At 68.8% G+C, this 19,466-nt stretch carries 19 protein-coding genes and 1 other RNA gene; 19 read left to right on the top strand and 1 reads right to left on the bottom strand.

The window, feature by feature from the left end; all coding sequences use genetic code 11:
• Nucleotides 1–269: 269 nt before the first annotated feature.
• A complete protein-coding gene (gene tkt / locus UAJ10_RS15410; protein ID WP_322916148.1) occupies nucleotides 270–2,297 on the bottom strand; it encodes a transketolase in 2,028 nt (675 codons plus the stop codon).
• A 485-nt stretch (nucleotides 2,298–2,782) separates the two neighbouring features.
• On the opposite strand from tkt, the gene UAJ10_RS15415 reads away from it, so the two are divergent.
• The 19 genes from UAJ10_RS15415 (at nucleotide 2,783) to folP (ending at nucleotide 19,318) form a co-directional block, all read left to right on the top strand.
• Nucleotides 2,783–3,040: a hypothetical protein gene (locus UAJ10_RS15415; protein ID WP_322916149.1), complete on the top strand. Its 258-nt coding sequence runs from the start codon at nucleotides 2,783–2,785 to the stop codon at nucleotides 3,038–3,040.
• Nucleotides 3,041–3,047: 7 nt separating this feature from the next.
• Nucleotides 3,048–3,398, top strand: coding sequence for a cell division protein ZapA (locus tag UAJ10_RS15420; RefSeq protein ID WP_004273341.1), 351 nt, complete (start codon nucleotides 3,048–3,050; stop codon nucleotides 3,396–3,398).
• Nucleotides 3,399–3,412: 14 nt separating this feature from the next.
• A non-coding RNA gene (gene ssrS / locus UAJ10_RS15425) (6S RNA) lies at nucleotides 3,413–3,572 on the top strand.
• Between the two features lie 68 nt (nucleotides 3,573–3,640).
• Nucleotides 3,641–4,348, top strand: a complete 708-nt coding sequence (locus UAJ10_RS15430; protein ID WP_322916150.1) for a 5-formyltetrahydrofolate cyclo-ligase — start codon at nucleotides 3,641–3,643, stop codon at nucleotides 4,346–4,348.
• A 23-nt stretch (nucleotides 4,349–4,371) separates the two neighbouring features.
• Nucleotides 4,372–5,202, top strand: coding sequence for a TIGR00282 family metallophosphoesterase (locus UAJ10_RS15435; protein WP_322916151.1), 831 nt, complete (start codon nucleotides 4,372–4,374; stop codon nucleotides 5,200–5,202).
• A gap of 242 nt (nucleotides 5,203–5,444) precedes the next feature.
• Nucleotides 5,445–6,194 carry a YebC/PmpR family DNA-binding transcriptional regulator gene (locus UAJ10_RS15440; protein ID WP_040846141.1) on the top strand — a complete coding sequence of 250 codons (750 nt, stop codon included), beginning with the start codon at nucleotides 5,445–5,447 and terminating at the stop codon, nucleotides 6,192–6,194.
• A 26-nt stretch (nucleotides 6,195–6,220) separates the two neighbouring features.
• Complete coding sequence (ruvC, locus tag UAJ10_RS15445; RefSeq protein ID WP_088871799.1) at nucleotides 6,221–6,745, top strand: crossover junction endodeoxyribonuclease RuvC; 525 nt, start codon at nucleotides 6,221–6,223, stop codon at nucleotides 6,743–6,745.
• Entirely contained in the window at nucleotides 6,742–7,368 is a 627-nt protein-coding gene (ruvA, locus tag UAJ10_RS15450; protein ID WP_145611628.1) for a Holliday junction branch migration protein RuvA, read from the top strand. Before ruvC ends, ruvA begins: the two co-directional genes overlap by 4 nt.
• Complete coding sequence (gene ruvB / locus UAJ10_RS15455) at nucleotides 7,365–8,453, top strand: Holliday junction branch migration DNA helicase RuvB (RefSeq protein ID WP_322916152.1); 1,089 nt, start codon at nucleotides 7,365–7,367, stop codon at nucleotides 8,451–8,453. Before ruvA ends, ruvB begins: the two co-directional genes overlap by 4 nt.
• Entirely contained in the window at nucleotides 8,446–9,051 is a 606-nt protein-coding gene (locus tag UAJ10_RS15460) for a YbgC/FadM family acyl-CoA thioesterase (protein ID WP_322916153.1), read from the top strand. The genes ruvB and UAJ10_RS15460 overlap by 8 nt, the downstream gene beginning before the upstream one ends.
• A gap of 8 nt (nucleotides 9,052–9,059) precedes the next feature.
• Complete coding sequence (gene tolQ / locus UAJ10_RS15465; protein WP_050898128.1) at nucleotides 9,060–9,788, top strand: protein TolQ; 729 nt, start codon at nucleotides 9,060–9,062, stop codon at nucleotides 9,786–9,788.
• Between the two features lies 1 nt (nucleotide 9,789).
• The gene (gene tolR, locus UAJ10_RS15470; RefSeq protein WP_322916154.1) at nucleotides 9,790–10,239 is read left to right on the top strand and encodes a protein TolR; all 450 of its coding nucleotides are present in this window, start codon (nucleotides 9,790–9,792) and stop codon (nucleotides 10,237–10,239) included.
• A gap of 20 nt (nucleotides 10,240–10,259) precedes the next feature.
• Nucleotides 10,260–11,216 (top strand): hypothetical protein, encoded by a 957-nt coding sequence (locus UAJ10_RS15475; RefSeq protein ID WP_322916155.1) that lies wholly within the window; start codon nucleotides 10,260–10,262, stop codon nucleotides 11,214–11,216.
• On the top strand, nucleotides 11,216–12,550 hold the full coding sequence (tolB, locus tag UAJ10_RS15480; RefSeq protein WP_322916156.1) for a Tol-Pal system beta propeller repeat protein TolB: 1,335 nt from the start codon (nucleotides 11,216–11,218) through the stop codon (nucleotides 12,548–12,550). Before UAJ10_RS15475 ends, tolB begins: the two co-directional genes overlap by 1 nt.
• A gap of 174 nt (nucleotides 12,551–12,724) precedes the next feature.
• Nucleotides 12,725–13,228 (top strand): peptidoglycan-associated lipoprotein Pal, encoded by a 504-nt coding sequence (gene pal / locus UAJ10_RS15485; RefSeq protein WP_322916157.1) that lies wholly within the window; start codon nucleotides 12,725–12,727, stop codon nucleotides 13,226–13,228.
• 255 nt (nucleotides 13,229–13,483) lie between these two features.
• Entirely contained in the window at nucleotides 13,484–14,506 is a 1,023-nt protein-coding gene (ybgF, locus tag UAJ10_RS15490; protein ID WP_322916158.1) for a tol-pal system protein YbgF, read from the top strand.
• 18 nt (nucleotides 14,507–14,524) lie between these two features.
• Nucleotides 14,525–15,982 carry a tRNA lysidine(34) synthetase TilS gene (tilS, locus tag UAJ10_RS15495; protein WP_322916159.1) on the top strand — a complete coding sequence of 486 codons (1,458 nt, stop codon included), beginning with the start codon at nucleotides 14,525–14,527 and terminating at the stop codon, nucleotides 15,980–15,982.
• 131 nt (nucleotides 15,983–16,113) lie between these two features.
• Entirely contained in the window at nucleotides 16,114–18,054 is a 1,941-nt protein-coding gene (ftsH, locus tag UAJ10_RS15500) for an ATP-dependent zinc metalloprotease FtsH (protein WP_322916160.1), read from the top strand.
• Nucleotides 18,055–18,211: 157 nt separating this feature from the next.
• The gene (folP, locus tag UAJ10_RS15505) at nucleotides 18,212–19,318 is read left to right on the top strand and encodes a dihydropteroate synthase (protein ID WP_322916161.1); all 1,107 of its coding nucleotides are present in this window, start codon (nucleotides 18,212–18,214) and stop codon (nucleotides 19,316–19,318) included.
• Nucleotides 19,319–19,466 lie beyond the last annotated feature (148 nt).

Below are 19,466 nucleotides of genomic sequence, written 5' to 3' on the forward strand. Positions count from 1 at the left end.
GCATGGCAGGCCTACCATAGTGGGACGTCTCATCCGGACGCTCGTGTCAAAGCGGGGACCCGGGATTGGTTCCCGGTTGGGTTCCGGGGGCCCCGCCTTGGGTACTCAATACTAACGGCATTTGATCGTGACCGCTCAAATGCCGCCCTCAGGTGCCGGGCGCCAGCATCCGCTGGCTTGGCTTCCTCGCTCCGCCCTGCGGTGCTCGCTCCGGCGGCCGCAGTCGCGGCCTAAGCGGCATGAGTCATACCTCATGCCGCCGGTATCACTCAGAGGCGGGCCTTGGCGGCCGCGACCACGCCGTCGACGGTGATACCGAAGTGGGCGTACAGCTCCTTGTACGGGCCCGACTCGCCAAAGCCCGGCATGCCGACGAAACCGCCCTTGGGGCCGATCCAGCGATCCCAGCCCATGCGGACCATGGCTTCGACGCCGACGCGGACCGCGTCGTCACCGCCCAACACCTGGGCCTGGTAGGCCTCGCCCTGCTCCACGAACAGCTCCCAGCTGGGCATGGAGACGACGCGGGTGGGCACGCCCTCGGCCTGCAGCACGTCGCGCGCCTGCACGGCGATCTCCACTTCCGAGCCGGTGGCCAGCAGGACCACCTTCGCGGCAACCGTCTCCCCGTTGGTCTCAGCCTCGCGCAGGACATAGGCGCCCTTGGCGGCCAGGTTCTCGTCCGTGTGCTCGACCCGCAGGGTGGCCAGGTTCTGGCGGGTCAGCGCCAGCACCGATGGACGGGTCTTGGACCGCAGCGCCAGCTGCCAGCACTCCGCCGTCTCCACCTGGTCGGCGGGGCGGAAGACCAGCAGGTTGGGGATGGCGCGCAATGCCGCCATGTGCTCCACCGGCTGGTGGGTGGGGCCGTCCTCGCCCAGGCCGATGCTGTCATGGGTCATGACATGCACGACGCGCTGCTTCATCAGCGCGCCCAGGCGGATGGCTGGGCGGCTGTAGTCGGCGAAGCACAGGAAGGTGCCGCTCAGCGGGATCACGCCGCCGTGCAGGGCCATGCCGTTCATGGCGGCGGCCATGGCGTGCTCACGCACGCCGTAGTGGATGTAGCGGCCCTCGTACTTGTCGCGCTGCAGGCTGACGACGCCCTTGGTGCGGGTGTTGTTGGACCCGGTCAGGTCGGCGGAACCGCTCATCAGCTCCGGCACCACGTCGAAGATGGCGTCCAGCACGTTGCCCGAGGCCTGGCGGGTGGCCACGCTGGGGCGGGCCTCCGTCGTGGCGCGCTTGAAGGCGGTGATGACGGCGTCCAGCTCGGCCGGCGCGTCACCCGACTGGGCGGCCTTGAAGGCGGTGCCCAGGCTGTTGTCGGCGGCGGCCAGGCGCTGGTCCCAGGCGCCGGCGGCGGCGGCGCCCCGGGCGCCGTACTGGCGCCAGGCGTCCAGGATCGGGGCCGGGATCTCGAACGGGCCATGCTCCCAGCCGTAGGCGGCGCGGGCGCCGGCGATATCGGCGGCACCCAGGGGCGAGCCGTGGCTGGAGTTCTTGCCGGCCTTGGTCGGGGCGCCCAGGCCGATGGTGGTGCGGCAGGCGATCAGCGACGGGGTGCTGGTGGTCTTGGCCTGGGCGATGGCCGCGGCCACGGCCGCCGGGTCATGACCATCCACGGCCTGCACGTCCCAGCCATAGGCGACGAAGCGGGCCTTCACGTCCTCGGACAGAGACAGGTTGGTGGGGCCGTCGATGGAGATGCTGTTGTCGTCCCACAGGACAATCAGACGATCCAGGCCCAGGTGGCCGGCCAGCGAGGCGGCCTCGTGGCTGACACCTTCCTGCAGGCAGCCGTCACCGGCGATGACATAGGTGTGGTGGTCCACCAGGGCGTCGCCGAAGCGGGCGTTCAGGTGACGCTCCGCCAGGGCCATGCCCACGGCGGTGGCGATGCCCTGGCCCAGCGGACCCGTGGTCATCTCGATGCCGCGGGCCATGCCGTATTCGGGGTGGCCGGCGGTGCGGGCGCCCAGCTGGCGGAACTTCTTGATCTGCTCCAGGTCGATGTCCTCATACCCCGTGAGGTAGAGCAGCGCGTAGATCAGCATGGAGCCGTGGCCGGCCGACAGCACGAAGCGGTCGCGGTCGGCCCAGTCGGGGCGCTTGGGATCGAACTTCAGGAACTGGGTGAACAGCACGGTGGCGACATCGGCCATGCCCATGGGCATGCCGGGATGGCCCGACTTGGCCGCTTCCACGGCGTCCATGGCCAGGACGCGGATGGCGGTGGCGAGATCCTTGTGGGGAACGCCCCCGACGACATCTCCGGTTGCGGGCTGGGACGACATGGGCAGAGGGCCTTTCATCAAGCGGATGCGCTGTGCTCAGAAGGCCGGAAGACCGCCCGTGGGGCGCCTGTTCCGGCGGATTCGACCAGGAAAGCCGCCACGGGAAGGGCATTCCCGGGACACGATCCAGGGCCCCATGCTCCCGATGAGTTGCGCCACCGTACCGCCCCTGTTCAGGGCGTCGTGCGCGCACAGTCCAGGCGCGAGGGGCGGGCGGCACCATGACCGCCACCGCCTGCCGCGTCAAGGTCCGGGGCCCTCCGAAAACTGCAGGCGCGGCCAGCGTTAACGCCTGTATCCGGCGGGCCTTTCCCGCCGGGCTTCCCCATTCGTGGTCCGGTCGCCCGCGCGCCGTCGCCTAATCGCCTGTCCGCATGGATTTTTCGCTGGTCCCGACCGCTTTCTTTCTTTATTCGACGCCAGAGCTTATCCATCTTATTTGCATCCGACCTCCTTTCCATTGGCTATCGGACCCGTCTCGTCCCATGGAACGACTGAAGACCGCGCTGGAACGTCTGGATGCCGCCGTCCTTGTGTTGGACGGGGCGCTCGAACGACGGCTGGCGCGGCCCGCGACCGTTGCCGGTGACGTGGATGAGGCCGCCAAGGCCCGCATCGCCCAGTTGGAGCGGGCGCTGGCGGCGGCGGAAGGGCGGGAGCAGGGTGCCAAGGCCGCGACCGCGGCCTTGTCGGAGCGGCTGGACCGGACCATCGGCCAGTTGCGTGCGGTGCTGGAGGACTGATTAGAAGATGGCCCGCGTGGACATCATCCTGAATGGACGCCCCTATGGCCTGGCCTGCGACGATGGCCAGGAACAGCGCCTGCGCGAGCTTGGCTCTTATGTCGACGCCCGCCTGCGCGAGGTGGCGCATGACGCCTCCGGCGGCAGCGAGACACAGCTGCTGGTGCTGACCGCCCTCATGCTGGCGGACGAGATTTTCGACCTGCGCGCCGAGCTGGGGGGGCCGCGCCGCCCCGTGCCGGCCCCGGCGCCGGAGGCGACCCCTGCGCCCCGCGCAGAGGACGATAGCGTCATCGCGGCGGTCGACAGCCTGGCCAAACGCATCGAAGACATTGCGGCGCGGCTTGATCGCTCCTAAATTAGCTTTCTGGAACGGGGCTGCGCGGTTCGACAGGATGCTTTATCCCCAGGGCCGATACCCAATCCTCTAGGGGGCTGTCCCTGCCGACGCCGTGGTGTCGGACATATGGCTCCCACCTGCCTTGGCAGGCCGTGGAGGATACGCTTGTCCATCGGCCGTCGCGGCTCCTTCCAGACCCTTTCCTCCCCTCCCGCCCCGCGTGATGCCGGGGCCCGTCCTTCGAGGGACCTTATCCGCCCGTGACCGCCGCACCCTCCCGTACCCACGACGCCTCCACGGTCCCTGGTACCGCTACATCGGCCACGGGCCCGGCGGCCCTGCTGACGGAGGAGGCGGCGCGCGCCGCCAAGAAGGCGGTGCGGGTCTCGGCCCGCCGGGTGCGCGCGGAGCTGGAGCTGGATCGCGCCGCGGCCTCCAAGGCGCTGGCCGACAATTTCCTGGGCGCGCTGCCCCGCATCACCGACGGCTTGGCCCCCGTGGGCCTCACCATCGCCTTCTATTGGCCGGTGGGGGATGAGATCGATCCCCGCCCGCTCATGCACCGGGTGGTCGCGGCCGGGGTGAAGGCGGCGCTGCCCGTGTGCCAGGCCAAGGGCCAACCCCTGCTGTTCCGCCGCTGGCTGCCCGGCACGCTGCTGTCGCCCGACGTGATGGGCGTGCCGGCCCCGATGGAGGAGGCCGTGCCCGGCGGCGGCGTCGTGGTGCCCGACGTGGTGCTGGTGCCCTTGCTGGCCTTCGACCGCCGGGGGCGGCGCCTGGGCTATGGTGCCGGCTTCTACGACCGTACCCTGGCGCTGTTGCGGCGCGAGCATGCCATCCAGGCGGTGGGCATCGCCTTCGCCGACCAGGAACTGGACAAGGTGCCCTGCGACGCGCATGACCAGGGTTTGGATTGGATCGTCACCGAGCGCTACGCCGTTCGGGCCGGGCAGCGGCGCAAGCGCTGACCGTTTTCGGGGTTGAGGAAGTCATGCGTCTGTTGTTCCTGGGTGACGTGGTGGGTCGCAGCGGCCGTGACGGCGTGTTGCGGCACCTGCCGGAGCTGCGCAAGGCGCTGTCGCTGGACTTCGTCATCGTGAACGGGGAGAACGCGGCCGGTGGCTTCGGCATCACCGAGAAGATCGCGCAGGAGTTCTTCGCCGCCGGCGTCGACTGCCTGACCACCGGCAACCACGTCTGGGACCAGAAGGAACTGGTGGGACAGATCGACCGCTTGCCCAACGTGCTGCGCCCCCTGAACTATCCCGAGGGCACGCCCGGTCGCGGCGCCTCGCTGCTGCCCACGCGCGACGGGCGGCGCAAGGTGCTGGTGGTCAACGTCATGGCCCGCCTGTTCATGGACGCCCTGGACGACCCCTTCGCCGCGGTGGAGAAGGTGCTGCGCACCTATCGCCTGGGCCCCAACGCGGCGGACGCCATCGTCATCGACGTGCATGGCGAGGCGTCGTCCGAGAAGATGGCCATGGGCCATTTCTGCGACGGCCGCGTCACCCTGGTGGTGGGCACCCACACCCACACGCCCACGGCCGACACCCAGATCCTGAACGGACGCACCGCCTATCAGACCGACGCCGGCATGTGCGGCGACTATGACAGCGTCATCGGCATGAAGAAGGAGGCGGCGGTGCTGCGCCTGACGCGCAAGCTGCCGACCGACCGCCTGACCCCGGCGGAGAACGACGCCACCGTCAGCGTCTGCGGCGTGTTCGTGGAAACGGACGACCGTACCGGCTTGGCCGTGCGGGCCGAGGCGGTGCGCGTGGGCGGCCGCCTGTCGCAGTCTTTGCCCAAGCTGAGCTGAGTTGCCCGCCTTTCGCCCTATCGGCCGGCGCCTTTCCGGTTAGCAATGCAGAAACCTCCTTGGCGGCGTTGCCGGAATTCCGCCATAAAGCGGCCGTAACTCGGACGGAAAGCACGGTCCTGTGACAAGCCTGTGGCAAGCTTCGCCCCCAGGCCTGTCCCTGGGCGTGCCTGGTGCCACAACATGTGGTACAAGCTGCCCGGATATACCCCGCTCAACCCCCATATAGAGTTCAGGGTCCCATGGCTGGACATTCACAGTTCAAGAACATCATGCACCGCAAGGGCGCCCAGGACGTCAAGCGGTCCAAGCTGTTCAACAAGCTCGCGCGTGAAATCACCGTGGCCGCCAAGGCGGGCCTGCCCGACCCGGGGCACAACCCGCGCCTGCGCGCCGCCATCCAGGCCGCCCGCGTGCAGAACATGCCGCGAGACCGCATCGACCGCGCCATCAAGCAGGGCACGCCCGGCGCCGGCGACGACACCAATTATGATGAGGTGCGGTATGAGGGCTATGGCCCCGGCGGCGTCGCCCTGATCGTCGAGGCGCTGACCGACAACCGCAACCGCACCGCCTCGGAAGTGCGCTCCGCCTTCTCCAAGCACGGTGGCACGCTGGGCGAGACCAATTCGGTCAGCTTCATGTTCAACCGCATCGGCCTGATCACCTATCCGGCCGCCGTGGCGGATGCCGACACCGTGCTGGAGGCCGCCATCGAGGCTGGCGCCGACGATGTCAGCAGTGATGAGGAGAGTCACTCCATCATCACCGGCGTCGACAGCCTGGGCGAGGTGCGCGACGCGCTGGAAGCCAAGTTCGGCGCGCCCGAAGGCGCCAAGCTGACCTGGCAGCCGCTGAACACCGTGGCCCCGTCGGAAGACGCGGCGCAGAGCTTGCTGAAGCTGTTGGACGTGCTGGATGACAGCGACGACGTGCAGAACGTCATCGGCAACTTCGAACTGTCGCCGGAGCTTCTGGAGAAGCTGGGCTAAGCCGGACGGAAAGGGGGACGGCGGCCATGGGGGATCGGTCGATCCGCGTGCTGGGCCTTGATCCAGGCTTGCGCAACATGGGCTGGGGCGTCATCGACGTCTCGGGCAACCGGTTGACGCATGTCGCCGACGGGGTCGTGCATTCCGATGACCGGGACGATCTGGCCCGCCGTCTCGTCACCCTGTACGACGGCCTGCAGGACGTCATCCGGACCTGGACGCCGGACGAGGCGGCGGTGGAAGAGACCTTCGTGAACAAGAACCCCGTCTCCACCCTGAAGCTGGGGCAGGCGCGGGGCATCGCCCTGCTGGCCCCGGCGCGAGAAGGGCTGCCCGTGTCGGAATACCCGCCCAACCTGGTGAAGAAGTCGGTGGTGGGCGCCGGCCACGCCGACAAGACGCAGGTGCAGGCCATGGTGCGCATGCTGTTGCCGGGCTTCCAGTTGTCCAAGGCGGACGCCGCCGACGCCCTGGCCGTCGCCATCTGCCATGCCCACCACAGCCAGACGCGGCGCCTGGTGGGCGGCATCATGGCGGGGGCGGCCCGATGATCGCGAAACTCAAGGGCCTGCTGGACAGCACCGGCCTGGACTGGGCCATCATCGACGTGGGTGGGGTGGGCTATCTGGTCTCCGCTTCCTCCCGCACTTTGCGCCGCCTGGGCGGGGTGGGGGAGGCCGTCTCGGTCCTGACCGAGATGTGGGTGTCGGAAGACAAGATGCAGCTGTTCGCCTTCGCCGACGTGGCGGAGCGGGACTGGTTCCGCCTGCTGACCACGGTGCAGGGGGTGGGCGCCCGCGTGGCCCTGGCCGTGCTGTCCGTGCTGTCGCCGGAGCAGATCGCCCAGGCGCTGATGGCCCAGGACAAGACGGCGCTGACCCAGGCCGATGGCGTGGGACCGAAGCTCGCCACCCGCATGATCAGCGAACTGAAGGACAAGGTGCCCTCGCTGGCGCTGGCCCCCACCTTGGCCGGCACGCCGGCCGGTAAGACGGACGCGGCCGCCGCGCCCGCCGCCAACGGCGCCGTGGCCGACGCGGTCTCCGCCCTGGTCAACCTGGGCTACAAGCGGCTGGAGGCCTTCGCCGCCGTCACCACCTGCGCCGCGCGCCTGGGGCCTGAGGCCGGCGTTTCCGAACTGATCCGCGCCGGGCTCAAGGAACTGAGCGCATGAGCGGCGGCCCGGAATCGGATCGCCTGGTGAGTCGCGAGCGCGCCGCCGGCGATGGCATGGACGTGTCGCTGCGCCCGCTGTCCCTGGCCGACTTCACCGGCCAACGCCAAGTGCGCGAGAACCTGTCCATCTTCATCCAGGCCGCCCGGTCGCGCGGCGAATCGCTGGACCATGTGCTGCTGTTCGGCCCCCCGGGCCTGGGCAAGACCACCCTGGCCCAGATCGTGGCGAAGGAAATGGGAGCGGGGTTCCGCGCCACCTCCGGCCCGGTCATCGCCAAGGCCGGCGACCTGGCGGCCCTGCTGACCAATTTGCAGCCGCACGACGTGCTGTTCATCGACGAGATCCATCGCCTGTCCCCGGCGGTGGAGGAGATCCTCTATCCGGCCATGGAGGATTTCCACCTGGACCTCATCATCGGTGAGGGGCCGGCCGCGCGGTCGGTCCGCATCGATTTGCCGCCCTTCACCCTGGTGGGCGCCACCACCCGGTCGGGCCTGATCACCCGGCCCTTGCGGGAGCGCTTCGGCATTCCGCTGCGCATGCAGTTCTATGAGCCGGAGGAGTTGCAGCTGATCGTCAGCCGTGCCGCCCGCCTGCTGGACATGCCGCTGCTACCCGAGGGGGCGCTGGAAATCGCGCGCCGGTCGCGCGGCACGCCGCGCGTTGCGGGCCGGCTGCTGCGCCGGGTGCGGGACTTCGCCGCCGTGGCGGGGGCGGAGGTCATAGACGCCCGCGCGGCCGACATCGCCCTGACCCGGCTGGAGGTCGACCGCCTGGGCTTCGACGCCATGGACCGGCGCTACCTCAACTGCATCGCCAACAATTACGGCGGCGGCCCGGTGGGGGTGGAGACGCTGGCGGCCGCCTTGTCGGAACAGCGCGACGTGCTGGAAGAGGTGATCGAGCCCTATCTGATCCAGCAGGGCCTGCTGCAGCGCACGCCGCGCGGCCGCCTGCTGACCGACATGGGCTATCGCTACCTGGGCCTGCCCGCCCCCGTCGCCACCCCGGCGCGTCAGCTGGACCTGCTGGGCCCTGTCGACGTCGAGGGGTCGGACGCGGAGGAGGGGCCCGATGTCTGAGGCGCCCAACCGCTCTGTTGGCCATCTGTCCGGCCACATGGTGGACGACGTCCACCACTTCCCCGTCCGCGTCTACTACGAGGACACGGACGCCGGCGGCATCGTCTACCACGCCAACTACCTGCGCTATGCCGAGCGGGCGCGGACGGAAATGCTGCGGACCTTGGGCGTGCCGCATGCGAAGCAGGTGGCGGCGACGGGCGTCGCCTTCGCCGTGCGCCGCTGCACCATGGACTTCCTGGCGCCGGCCCGGCTGGAGGACACACTTTTGGTGCGCAGCCGCATCACCAGTGTCACGGGCGCCACGGTTCTGGCGGAACAGACCATATACCGGCCACAAAGTGGTGGCATCGTTGCGCCCGGCATGGCGACCCCGGACATGGGGAAGGGGGAAGACCAGGTCCTGGTCCGGCTGAGCCTGAAACTGGCCTGCATCAACGCCCAAGGGCGGGCGGTGCGGGTCCCGACGCCGGTGGCGGAGGCCTTCGCCCGTTTGGGGGTGGCCCGCGACTCCGGTGACGACGCACGCCGCGGCGACGGCGGAAAGATCAATTCGAAGGGTGACGGCGCGTCGACGGGCGCCCCGTCCGAAGAGTGAGAGTGGCGATGCAGCATCAGATCATGAATTTCGTGGCCCTGGGCGCCAATCCGGCGGCGGACCTGTCGGCCCTCAGCCTGTTCATGACGGCCAACTGGCTGGTCAAGGCCATCATGCTGGGGCTGCTGGCGGCCTCGGTCTGGGTGTGGGCCATCATCTTCGACAAGTCGATCAAGCTGCGCCGCATGAAGGCCGCCGCCGCCGATTTCGAGGAGCAGTTCTGGTCCGGTGGTTCGCTGGACCAGTTGTATGAAGAGGTGGGCAAGGCCCCCAGCGACCCGCTGTCCGCCACCTTCGCCGCCGGCATGCGCGAATGGCGCCACGCCAATGAACGCGGGCTGACCTCCTCCGGCGCCATGCGCGCCAATCTGGCCCAGCGCATCGAGCGCGTGATGTCCGTGACCGTCAGCCGCGAGATGGCCCAGACCGAGCGCTACATCACCGTGCTGGCCACCGTCGGGTCCAACGCCCCCTTCGTCGGCCTGCTGGGCACGGTGTGGGGCATCATGCACAGCTTCACCAGCATCGCGGCGGCCGGCAACACCAGCCTGGCGGTCGTGGCCCCCTCCATCGCCGAGGCGCTGTTCGCCACGGCCCTGGGCCTGGTGGCGGCCATCCCGGCCAGCATCGCCTACAACAAGTTCTCGTCCGACATCGCCCGCTTCGGCGACCGGCTGGACTCATTCGTGACAGAATTCAGCGCCATCCTGCAACGCCACCTGGAAGAGCGGGGCTGACATGGGCGCGTCGCTATCGGGAAAGCAGTCCACCGGCCGGGGGCGGCGCCGCGCGCGCCCCATGGCCGACATCAACGTGACGCCCATGGTGGACGTCATGCTGGTGCTGCTCATCATCTTCATGGTGACCGCGCCCTTGCTGACCGTGGGCGTGCCGGTCGACCTGCCCAAGACCAACGCCAAGGCCATCCCGGGCCAGGATGAACCGCTGGTCGTGTCCATCCGCGACAACGGCGACGTCTACCTCAACGAGACCAAGACGGACCTGATCGACCTGGTGCCGCGCCTTGAGGCCATCAGCCAGAACAACGCCGACGCGCGCATCTTCGTGCGCGGCGACAAGTCCCTGGCCTATGGCCGCATCGTCGAGGTCATGGGGGCGATCAGCAGCGCCGGCTACAAGAAGGTGTCGCTGATCGCGCAATTGCCTGACACCCCGGCCCGTCGCTAGCAGGAAGCCAGACCGATCCCATGCGTCCGGCCATCATCTTTTCAGTCGTCCTGCATGTCGCGCTGCTGCTGCTGGCGATCCTTGGCCTGCCTTTGCTGAAAAGCGAACCACTGGTCATGTCGGAGCCCGTGGCGGTGGAGATGGACATCAGCGAGCTGACCAACACGTCGGTCAAGCCGCCGGAAACCCCGCAGCCGCCGGCGCCCAAGGCGCCGGAGCCGCAGCCCGACCCGACCCCGCCCACCCCGCCGCAACAGCAGGCCGAGGCCGAACCGGCCCCGCCACCGCCGGAAAAGGTGCCGGAGAAGCCGACCCCGCCCGAACCGCCGAAGCCGGAGCCGCCCAAGCCCGCGCCCACCCCGCCGCCCCCGCCGGAGCCCGAGGCCCTGCCCATCAAGAAGATGGAGGTGCCCAAGGTGGAAGAGCAGAAGACGGTGGAGCTGGAACAGCCCAAGCCCGTGCCGAAGCCGGAACCGAAGCCCGAGCCCCCCAAGCCTGAACCCAAGAAGCCTGAGCCGCCGAAGAAGGATACGCCGTCCTTGGACAGCATCCTGAAGAACGTGGACAAGCTGAAGGAAGACAAGCCCAAGGACACGGCGAAGGACACTCCGGCGAAGGACACGCCTAAGTCGCCGCAGACCTCGGTGGCTCAGCCTCAATCCGACCATCTTTCGGCGTCAGAACAGGATGCTTTGCGCTCGCAATTGGCGGGTTGCTGGGCGGTGCCGGCTGGCGGCAAGGATGTGGACAAGATGAGCGCCGACATTCGCGTCACCTTCGACAGTTCCATGCACGTCACCAAGGTGGACTACGTGTCCGGCAACGGCTCGCTGTCCAATCCCACGTACCGCAGCTTCGTGGAAAGCACCCTCCGCGCGCTGCAGAAGGATCAGTGTTCGACCTTGCGCCTGCCCAAGGAAAAGTACGGCGGGGCCGGGTCCATCGTGTTCACGTTCAGCCCGAAGGACATGTTCTGATGACCACGCGACAGACGCTAACCGCCCTACGGCGCGCCATCGCCCTGGCTGCCGTGATGATCATGGCGGTCGCGGTTCAGGCCAAGGCCGAGCTGCATCTCGATATCACCTCGGGCACGGTCCAGCCGCTGCCCATCGCCGTCACCCAGTTCTATGGGGAAGCGGTGGGCGCGCAGATCGCCAATGTGGTCGAGGCCGACCTGGAACGCTCCGGCCTGTTCCGCCCGCTGGACCACCGCGCCTTCATCCAGACGCCGGACCAGCTGGCCAACGGCCTGCCGCGCTACGGCGACTGGAAGGTCATCAACGCCCAGGCCCTGGTCAGCGGCACCGCCAGCATCCAGCCTGATGGCCGGTTGAAGGTGGAGTTCCGACTGTTCGACGTGCTGGCGCAGCAGCAGCTTACGGGGCTGGCGTACTTCACCCAGCCCGACGGCTGGCGCCGCATCGCCCACATCATCGCCGACGCCATCTATAAGCGCATCACGGGCGAGGACGGCTACTTCGACACCCGCATCGTCTACATCGCCGAATCAGGTCCGGCGACGGCGCGGCAGAAGCGGCTGGCCATCATGGACCAGGATGGCGAGAACAACCTGTATCTGACCGACGGCCGGGTGCTCGTGTTAACGCCGCGTTTCTCTCCCACGGCTCAGGAAATTACATACCTGAGTTACTTCAACAACAGGCCTAGGGTGTACATCTTCAACGTGGACACCGGCCGGCAGGAAGTTTTGGGTGACTTCCCGGGCATGACCTTCGCCCCGCGCTTCTCGCCCGATGGCAACAAGGTCATCATGAGCTTGGCCCAGAACGGCAACACCGACATCTACCTGCTGGACCTGCGCACCCGTCGTCAGACCCGCCTGACCGACAATCCGGCCATTGATACGGCCCCATCCTTCTCGCCCGACGGAAGTAAAATTACTTTCGAATCCGATAGAGGTGGAAGTCAGCAGATCTATACGATGAATGCTGATGGCACGAATGTTCAGCGCATTACTTTCGGCGCCGGTAAGTATGGCACGCCGGTGTGGTCGCCCCGCGGTGACCTCATCGCCTTCACACGGATCAACGGCGGCCGGTTCTCGATCGGCGTGATCCGCCCCGACGGTTCCGGTGAACGCGAATTGAGCACCGGTTACTTGGTTGAGGGCCCGACCTGGGCGCCCAACGGCCGTGTCCTCATGTATTTTAAGGAAAAGCCTACGGGTGAGGGCGGTCGCCAGCGCCAGGTCCGCCTCTACTCCATCGACCTCACCGGTCGCAACGAACGGCAGATGCTGACCCCCACGGACGCCTCCGACCCCGCTTGGTCGCCCTTGATTCCGTGATAAGCCCACAGTACTTTCGCAGCGCAAGAGCGACGTAAGACTTGTCGGTCTACAGAGACGGGAATAAGTGGCGGTGGTGGCTTGACAGCCGCCGCCGCCACCTCACTTCAATCGAGATCGCGGTCGCGATAATAGCAATCCCACTTTAAAGTTGTCCGTAGGGGGTCTCAAACTATGCGCATGAAATACCTGAGCCTGTGTGCTGCTCTGGCCCTGGTGGCCGCTTGCTCCTCCACCCCGGAGAAGAAGGCTGAAGTCGCCACCGGCGGTACCGCCACCACCACCACCACGCCGCCGGCCCAGAAGCCGACCGGCCCGGTCCCGGGTTCCAAGGAAGACTTCGTGGTCAACGTTGGTGACCGCGTGTTCTTCGGCTACGACAAGTTCGACCTGACCCCGGAAGCCACCGCGACCCTGGATAAGCAGGCCGCCTGGCTGAAGAAGTGGGGTTCGGTCACCATCACGATCGAAGGCCACGCCGACGAGCGCGGCACCCGCGAGTACAACCTCGCCCTGGGTGAGCGCCGCGCCAACGCCGTGAAGAACTACCTGACCGCCACCGGTGTCGACCTGGCCCGCGTGCAGGTGATCAGCTACGGCAAGGAGCGTCCCGCCGTCCTCGGTTCCAACGAGGCCGCCTGGGCGCAGAACCGTCGCGGCGTGACGGTCATCAACTAAGCTGCCCCACCGGGTGGTTGGTAAAAAGGGCGCCGTTCGACCCCGCGGGGATCGGACGGCGCCTTTTTCTTGGTCCGCGTTTTACTTGGCGGATATTACTTTCGGGCATCAGTAATACTGCTTATGAGGTAACAGGGCCCGCGGACGCCCCTTCCGGGCGGGCGGGTCCCGCGCTAAGGTCGCGCTTGGCGGGCCGCTTGGCCCTTGCCAAGCTTGTCTTCCGTTCCCCCGCTGATCCTTCCCCGGAACCGATCCATGACGCCGTCGCTGCCGTCCCCGACCCTTTCCCCTTCCCACACCCTTGGCGGCCGCCGCTGGTGGCGGGGCGCGTCCCGTTGGATGGCGCGATGCGGCATTGCCGCCCTGGTCGCCGCGCCGCTGCTGGCCCCGGCGCCGGCCGCGGCGCAAAGCCGGGACATGCAGGACCTGCTGAACCGCCTGTCCCGGCTGGAGACGGACGTGCAGACCCTGTCGCGCGACGTCTACCGCAATGGCGTCAAGCCCTCCGGCCCCATGACCGGCGCGCCGGGCGGCGGCGGCTCGAACGCGGCGGCGGAGATCGAGGTGCTGAAGCTGCAGATGGAAACCCAGACGCAGCAGCAGACCGGGAAGTATGAGGAGCTGGCCTACCAGGTCAGCCAGATCAAGGAGCGGCTGGACAAACTGTCGGCCGACATCGACCTGCGCCTGCAGAAGCTGGAGGACAAGGCCGGTATCGGGCTTGGGGCCTCCACCGGCGGCGGCGATGCCGGCGCCCCTCCGTCTCCTGACCTCAAGGGCGGCGGCAAGCCGCCGCTGCCCGGCACCGACACCGGCGCGGTCCCGCCCCCGGGTGGGGCCAAGGGCGGCGCGCCGGCCCCGGCGACCGCCGACTCCGCCGGCACCCTGCCGGCCGGCCCGGCGCAGGAGCAGTACGACTACGCCTTCAACCTGCTGCGCCAGGGCGACGCCCCCAACGCGGAGAAGGCCTTCACCCAGTTCCTGAAGCAGAACCCCGACAGCCCGTTGGCCTCCAACGCCCAGTACTGGCTGGGGGAAACCTTCTATATGCGCGGCAACTACAAGTCCGCCGCCGTGGCCTTCGGTGACGGCTACAAGAAATACCCGAAGAGCAACAAGGGCGCGGACTACCTGCTGAAGCTGGCGCTGTCGCTGGACGGCCTGGGCGACAAGGCCAGCGCCTGCGTGGTGCTGAAGCAGCTGGACGCCGACAAGGACGCGGCCCCCACGCTGAAGCGCCGGGGCGAGGACCAGAAGAACCGCCTGGGCTGCAAGTAAGAGGGGAAGGGGGGTGCCATGGGCGACGGCCGGCCGCCCCCCGCGTCCTTCGCGAACCCAGGCATGGAGCCGGGCGAGTCGCGGGGTGTGGCGATCGACGACGCCTGGTTCGCGCGTCTTTTGGCCCCCCTGGGCCCGTTTGAGAGCGCCCCCGCCCTGGCTATCGGCGTCTCGGGCGGCCGCGACAGTTTGGCGCTGACCCTGCTGGCCGACCGCTGGGCGCGCGCCCGGGGCGGCCGGGTCGAGGCCCTGACTGTCGACCATGCCCTGCGGCCGGAGTCGGCGGCGGAGGCGGCACAGGTCGGCCGCTGGCTGGCGGCACGGGGCATTTCCCACACCATCCTGACCTGGGCGGGACCCAAGCCCGCCACCGGACTGCAGGCGGCGGCGCGCCAGGCCCGCTATGACCTGCTGGCCGCCGCCTGCCGGGCGCGCGGCATCCTGCACCTGTGCCTGGCCCACCACCGGGAAGACCAGGCCGAGACCGTGGCCCTGCGCCGGGCCGGCGGCAGCGGGGTGGAAGGCCTGGCCGGCATGGCCGCCGTCCGCGCCCTGGCCGATGCCCGCCTGCTGCGCCCCCTGCTGACCGTCAGCCGGGCCGACCTGGGCGCCACCTGCCGGGCTTTCGGCCAGCCCTGGATCGACGATCCGTCCAACCTCATGGAGCGTTATGCCCGGGGCCGGCTGCGGCGCCAGGGTGTGCCGCTGGACGAGCTGTTGGCCCAGGCGGCGGAGGCCGGCCGCGCGCGGTCGCTACTGGAGGCCGACTTGGCCGATGCCGTGGCCCGCCATGTGCTGCTGGCGCCCGAGGGCTATGCCGTCGTTGAGGCGGATGCCCTGGGGGCCTTGCCCCGGCCCGTGGCCCTGCGCCTGCTGGCCGGCCTGGCGGCGGCCGTGGGCGGCCAACCCTACCTCCCGCCGCCGCAGGGGACGCAGCGTCTGCTGGCGGCCTTGCCCGGCTTGTGGGCGCCCGAGGCCGGCGCCTTGGCCCTAACCCTGGCCGGTGCCCAGGCGCGGCGGCTGGCGGGTGGTGGGGACGGACGGCGCCTGTTGTTGTTGCGTCAGGCGGGACGCATGGCGCCGCCGGTGCCGCTGACCCCGGCGGGCGACCGCTGGGACGGGCGCTTCCACGCGCCCGGGTACGCCGGGGAAGGGGTACTGACGCTGGGCGCCCTGGGCACGGCCGACGCGCGCCGACTGGCGGCGCTGGACCTGCCGGCGCTCGTCCGGATTCCCAAGGCGGTTTGGCCCACCCTGCCCGCCCTGCGCCGGGACGGGTGGCTGGTGGCGGTGCCACATCTGGCCTGGGCGGTGGAGCCGCTTTCGACGGGTGAGGGGGCGCCGGTGGCGGCGGGAACCGTGCCCCGGCTGGCGTTCCGCCCGCTGTCGCCCCTGGCCCCTCCCCCGTTTTTGCCGCCTATGGAGGCCGGCCTAGACGTGATGGCAGTTGTCTCTGACGCCCGCGTCATTATCTAATGGAAACGGTCCCGGTGGATATCCCGCGTGGAATGCGCGAAATCCGCCGGGTGGGCTGCGACCCCCGCCATTGAAACCGGCCATGCGGGCCGGGTGGCAGGGCGCGGTTGGTCGAGGAAAGGCTGAGAGACGTGAACAACTTCGGTAAAAATTTGGCGCTGTGGGCTTTTATCGGCGTCTTGCTGTTCGTTCTGTTCAACCTTTTCCAGACTTCCTCCAATCGGACGACGCAAGCCAGCATCCCCTTCAGCGAACTGTTGGAAGAGGTCGATCGCGGCACCGTCGCCGACGTGACGATCAAGGGGCCGCAGGTCACCGGCCATTACCGCGACAACCGCACCTTCTCGACCTACGTGCCGCCGGAAAGCAATCTGGTGACCCGTCTGGCCGACAAGAACGTGAAGATCACCGCGGTGCCGGACGACAGCGGCAACCCGACCCTGTTCAGCATCATCATTTCCTGGCTGCCCATGCTGGTCCTGATCGGCGTGTGGATCTTCTTCATGCGCCAGATGCAGTCCGGCGGCGGCAAGGCCATGGGCTTCGGCAAGAGCCGCGCCCGCCTGCTGACCGAGAAGGTGGGCCGCGTCACCTTCGACGACGTGGCCGGCATCGACGAGGCCAAGCAGGAACTGGAAGAGATCGTGGAGTTCCTGAAGGACCCGCAGAAGTTCCAGCGCCTGGGCGGCAAAATCCCGAAGGGTGTGCTGCTGGTGGGCCCGCCGGGCACGGGTAAGACGCTGACGGCCCGCGCCGTGGCGGGTGAGGCCAACGTGCCCTTCTTCACCATCTCCGGCTCCGACTTCGTGGAAATGTTCGTCGGCGTGGGCGCGTCCCGTGTGCGCGACATGTTCGAGCAAGGCAAGAAGAACGCCCCCTGCATCATCTTCATCGACGAGATCGACGCCGTCGGCCGCCATCGTGGCGCCGGCCTGGGCGGCGGCAACGACGAGCGTGAGCAGACCCTGAACCAGCTGCTGGTCGAGATGGACGGTTTCGAGGCGAACGAGGGCGTCATCCTCATCGCCGCCACCAACCGCCCCGACGTGCTGGACCCGGCCCTGCTGCGCCCCGGCCGCTTCGACCGCCAGGTGGTGGTGCCCAACCCCGACGTTTCGGGCCGTGAGAAGATCCTGAAGGTCCACATGCGCAAGGTGCCGCTGGCCCCCGACGTGGATGCCCGCACCATCGCCCGTGGCACCCCCGGTTTCTCCGGCGCCGACCTGTCCAACCTGGTGAACGAGGCCGCCCTGCTGGCCGCCCGCGCCGGCCGCCGTGTGGTCGGCATGGGTGAGTTCGAGGCCGCCAAGGACAAGGTCATGATGGGCGCCGAGCGCCGATCCATGGTCATGACCGACCGGGAAAAGAAGCTGACCGCCTATCACGAGGCCGGTCACGCCTTGGTCGGCCTGTTCATGCCGGAAAGCGACCCGCTGCACAAGGTCACCATCGTGCCGCGCGGCCGCGCCCTGGGCGTGACCATGAGCCTGCCGGAGCGGGACAAGTACGCCTATTCCAAGATCGAACTGGAATCCAAGCTGGCCATGATGTTCGGCGGCCGCGTGGCGGAAGAGCTGATCTTCGGGGCGGAGCAGGTGACCACCGGCGCCGGCAACGACATCCAGCAGGCCACCAACATGGCCCGGCGCATGGTGACGGAGTTCGGCATGAGCGCGCGGCTGGGCCGGGTGCGCTACAACGCCAACGAGCAGGAGGTGTTCCTGGGCCATTCCGTGACCCAGCAGCAGAACATCTCCGAAGCCACCTCTCAGCTGATCGACGAGGAAATCCGCCGCATCATCGAGGAGGCCGAGGGCCACGCCCGCCGTATCCTGACGGAGCATATGGACGACCTGCACAACGTCTCCAACGCCTTGCTGGAATACGAGACGCTGTCGGGTGACGAGGTCCGCGCCCTGCTGCGGGGTGAGAGCATCGTGCGTCCCGAATCGACGGAGCCGCCGAAGGTGCCGCCGCGCGGCGTCGGCCGCCGCACCTCGGTGCCCACCACCAGCGGCACCACCAGCGCGGAACCCGGCCCCTTCACGCCGGAGCCGCAGCCCGGAACCTGATACCGGCATCCCCGTCTTCCCAGAACCCCCGGTCGCCCTGGCGCCCGGGGGTTTTATTTTTTGCTCCGGGCATGCGGTGGGGCAGGGCTGCCGCCGGGGCGGATGACGTCGGCGCCCCCGGGAGACTAGGATCGCGGCATCGCGTGAGAGGACGCCCATGCCATCCGACCTGCCTTCCGTTCCCTTGGATCCCTGGGGCCCCGGTGAAGCCGTCGCCGCCGAAGACGTGTACCTGACCCCCGTTGGCCTGTTGTCCGGCCCGCATGCCCCGGATGGCCATCCGCTGGCGGGCTCGGCCCTGTCCTTCACCCAGGTGGAGGTGGCGGTGCGCCGCCCTGATGCAGTCGCCCGCAAGGTGATGGACCTGTACGACCTGGCGGCTTGGGCGATGGCGGCAGGCGTGGTGCCGGCGGTTGAGCAGCGCCTGGCCGCCCTGTCGGCGCCCCGCCGGACCTTCGCCGGCCTGGATCTTTCCCGGCCCCTGGTGATGGGCATCGTCAACGTCACGCCCGACAGCTTTTCCGACGGCGGGGACTACGCCGCCGCCGATGCCGCCATCGCCCATGGCCTGGCCCTGATGGCGGCCGGCGCCGATATCCTGGACGTCGGCGGCGAGAGCACGCGGCCGGGCGCCGCCCCGGTGTCGCCGGAGGAGGAGGCCGCGCGCGTGGTGCCCGTCATCCGCGCGTTGGCGGCGGCGGGGGCGGTGATCTCCGTCGATACCCGCCACGCCCCGGTCATGGCGGCGGCCCTGGATGCCGGCGCCCGCATCATAAACGATATCAGCGCGCTGGAGGGCGATCCCGACAGTTTGGCCCTGGTGGCGGCGCGCGGCTGTCCGGTCGTGCTCATGCACATGCAGGGCGATCCCCGCACCATGCAGCTGGAGCCGCGCTACGCCGACTCCGCCCTGGATGTCATGGACTATCTGTTGGCGCGGGTGGAGGCGTGCGTGGCCGCCGGCATCCCCCGTGAGCGCATCGCCGTCGATCCCGGCATCGGCTTCGGCAAGACGGTGGCGCATAATCTGGACATTCTGCGCCACACGGCGCTCTATCATGGCACCGGCTGCGCCCTGCTGGTGGGCCTGTCGCGCAAGCGCTTCCTGGCGGCCCTGTCGCGGGGGGAGGCGCCGAAGGACAGGGTGGCCGGGTCACTGGCCGGCGGCCTTGCGTGCCTGGACCGGGGCGCGCATATCCTGCGGGTGCACGATGTGGCGGAGACGGTGCAGGCGCGGGCCCTGTGGCAGGCGCTGCATGGGTGATGAGGGGATTGAAGGCCGGCGACGGCCGGCCCCGGAGCGAGTACCGCGGGGCGGAGCGAGGAAGCCAAGCCGCCGGATGGCGGCGCCCGGCGTTTGAGGGGTCTTTTGGCGGTTACGGCAAAAGGCCATGTGAGACAAGAATTGATGG

This window comes from Nitrospirillum guaranorum, from assembly GCF_034653275.1.
In the GTDB taxonomy this organism is placed as follows: domain Bacteria; phylum Pseudomonadota; class Alphaproteobacteria; order Azospirillales; family Azospirillaceae; genus Nitrospirillum.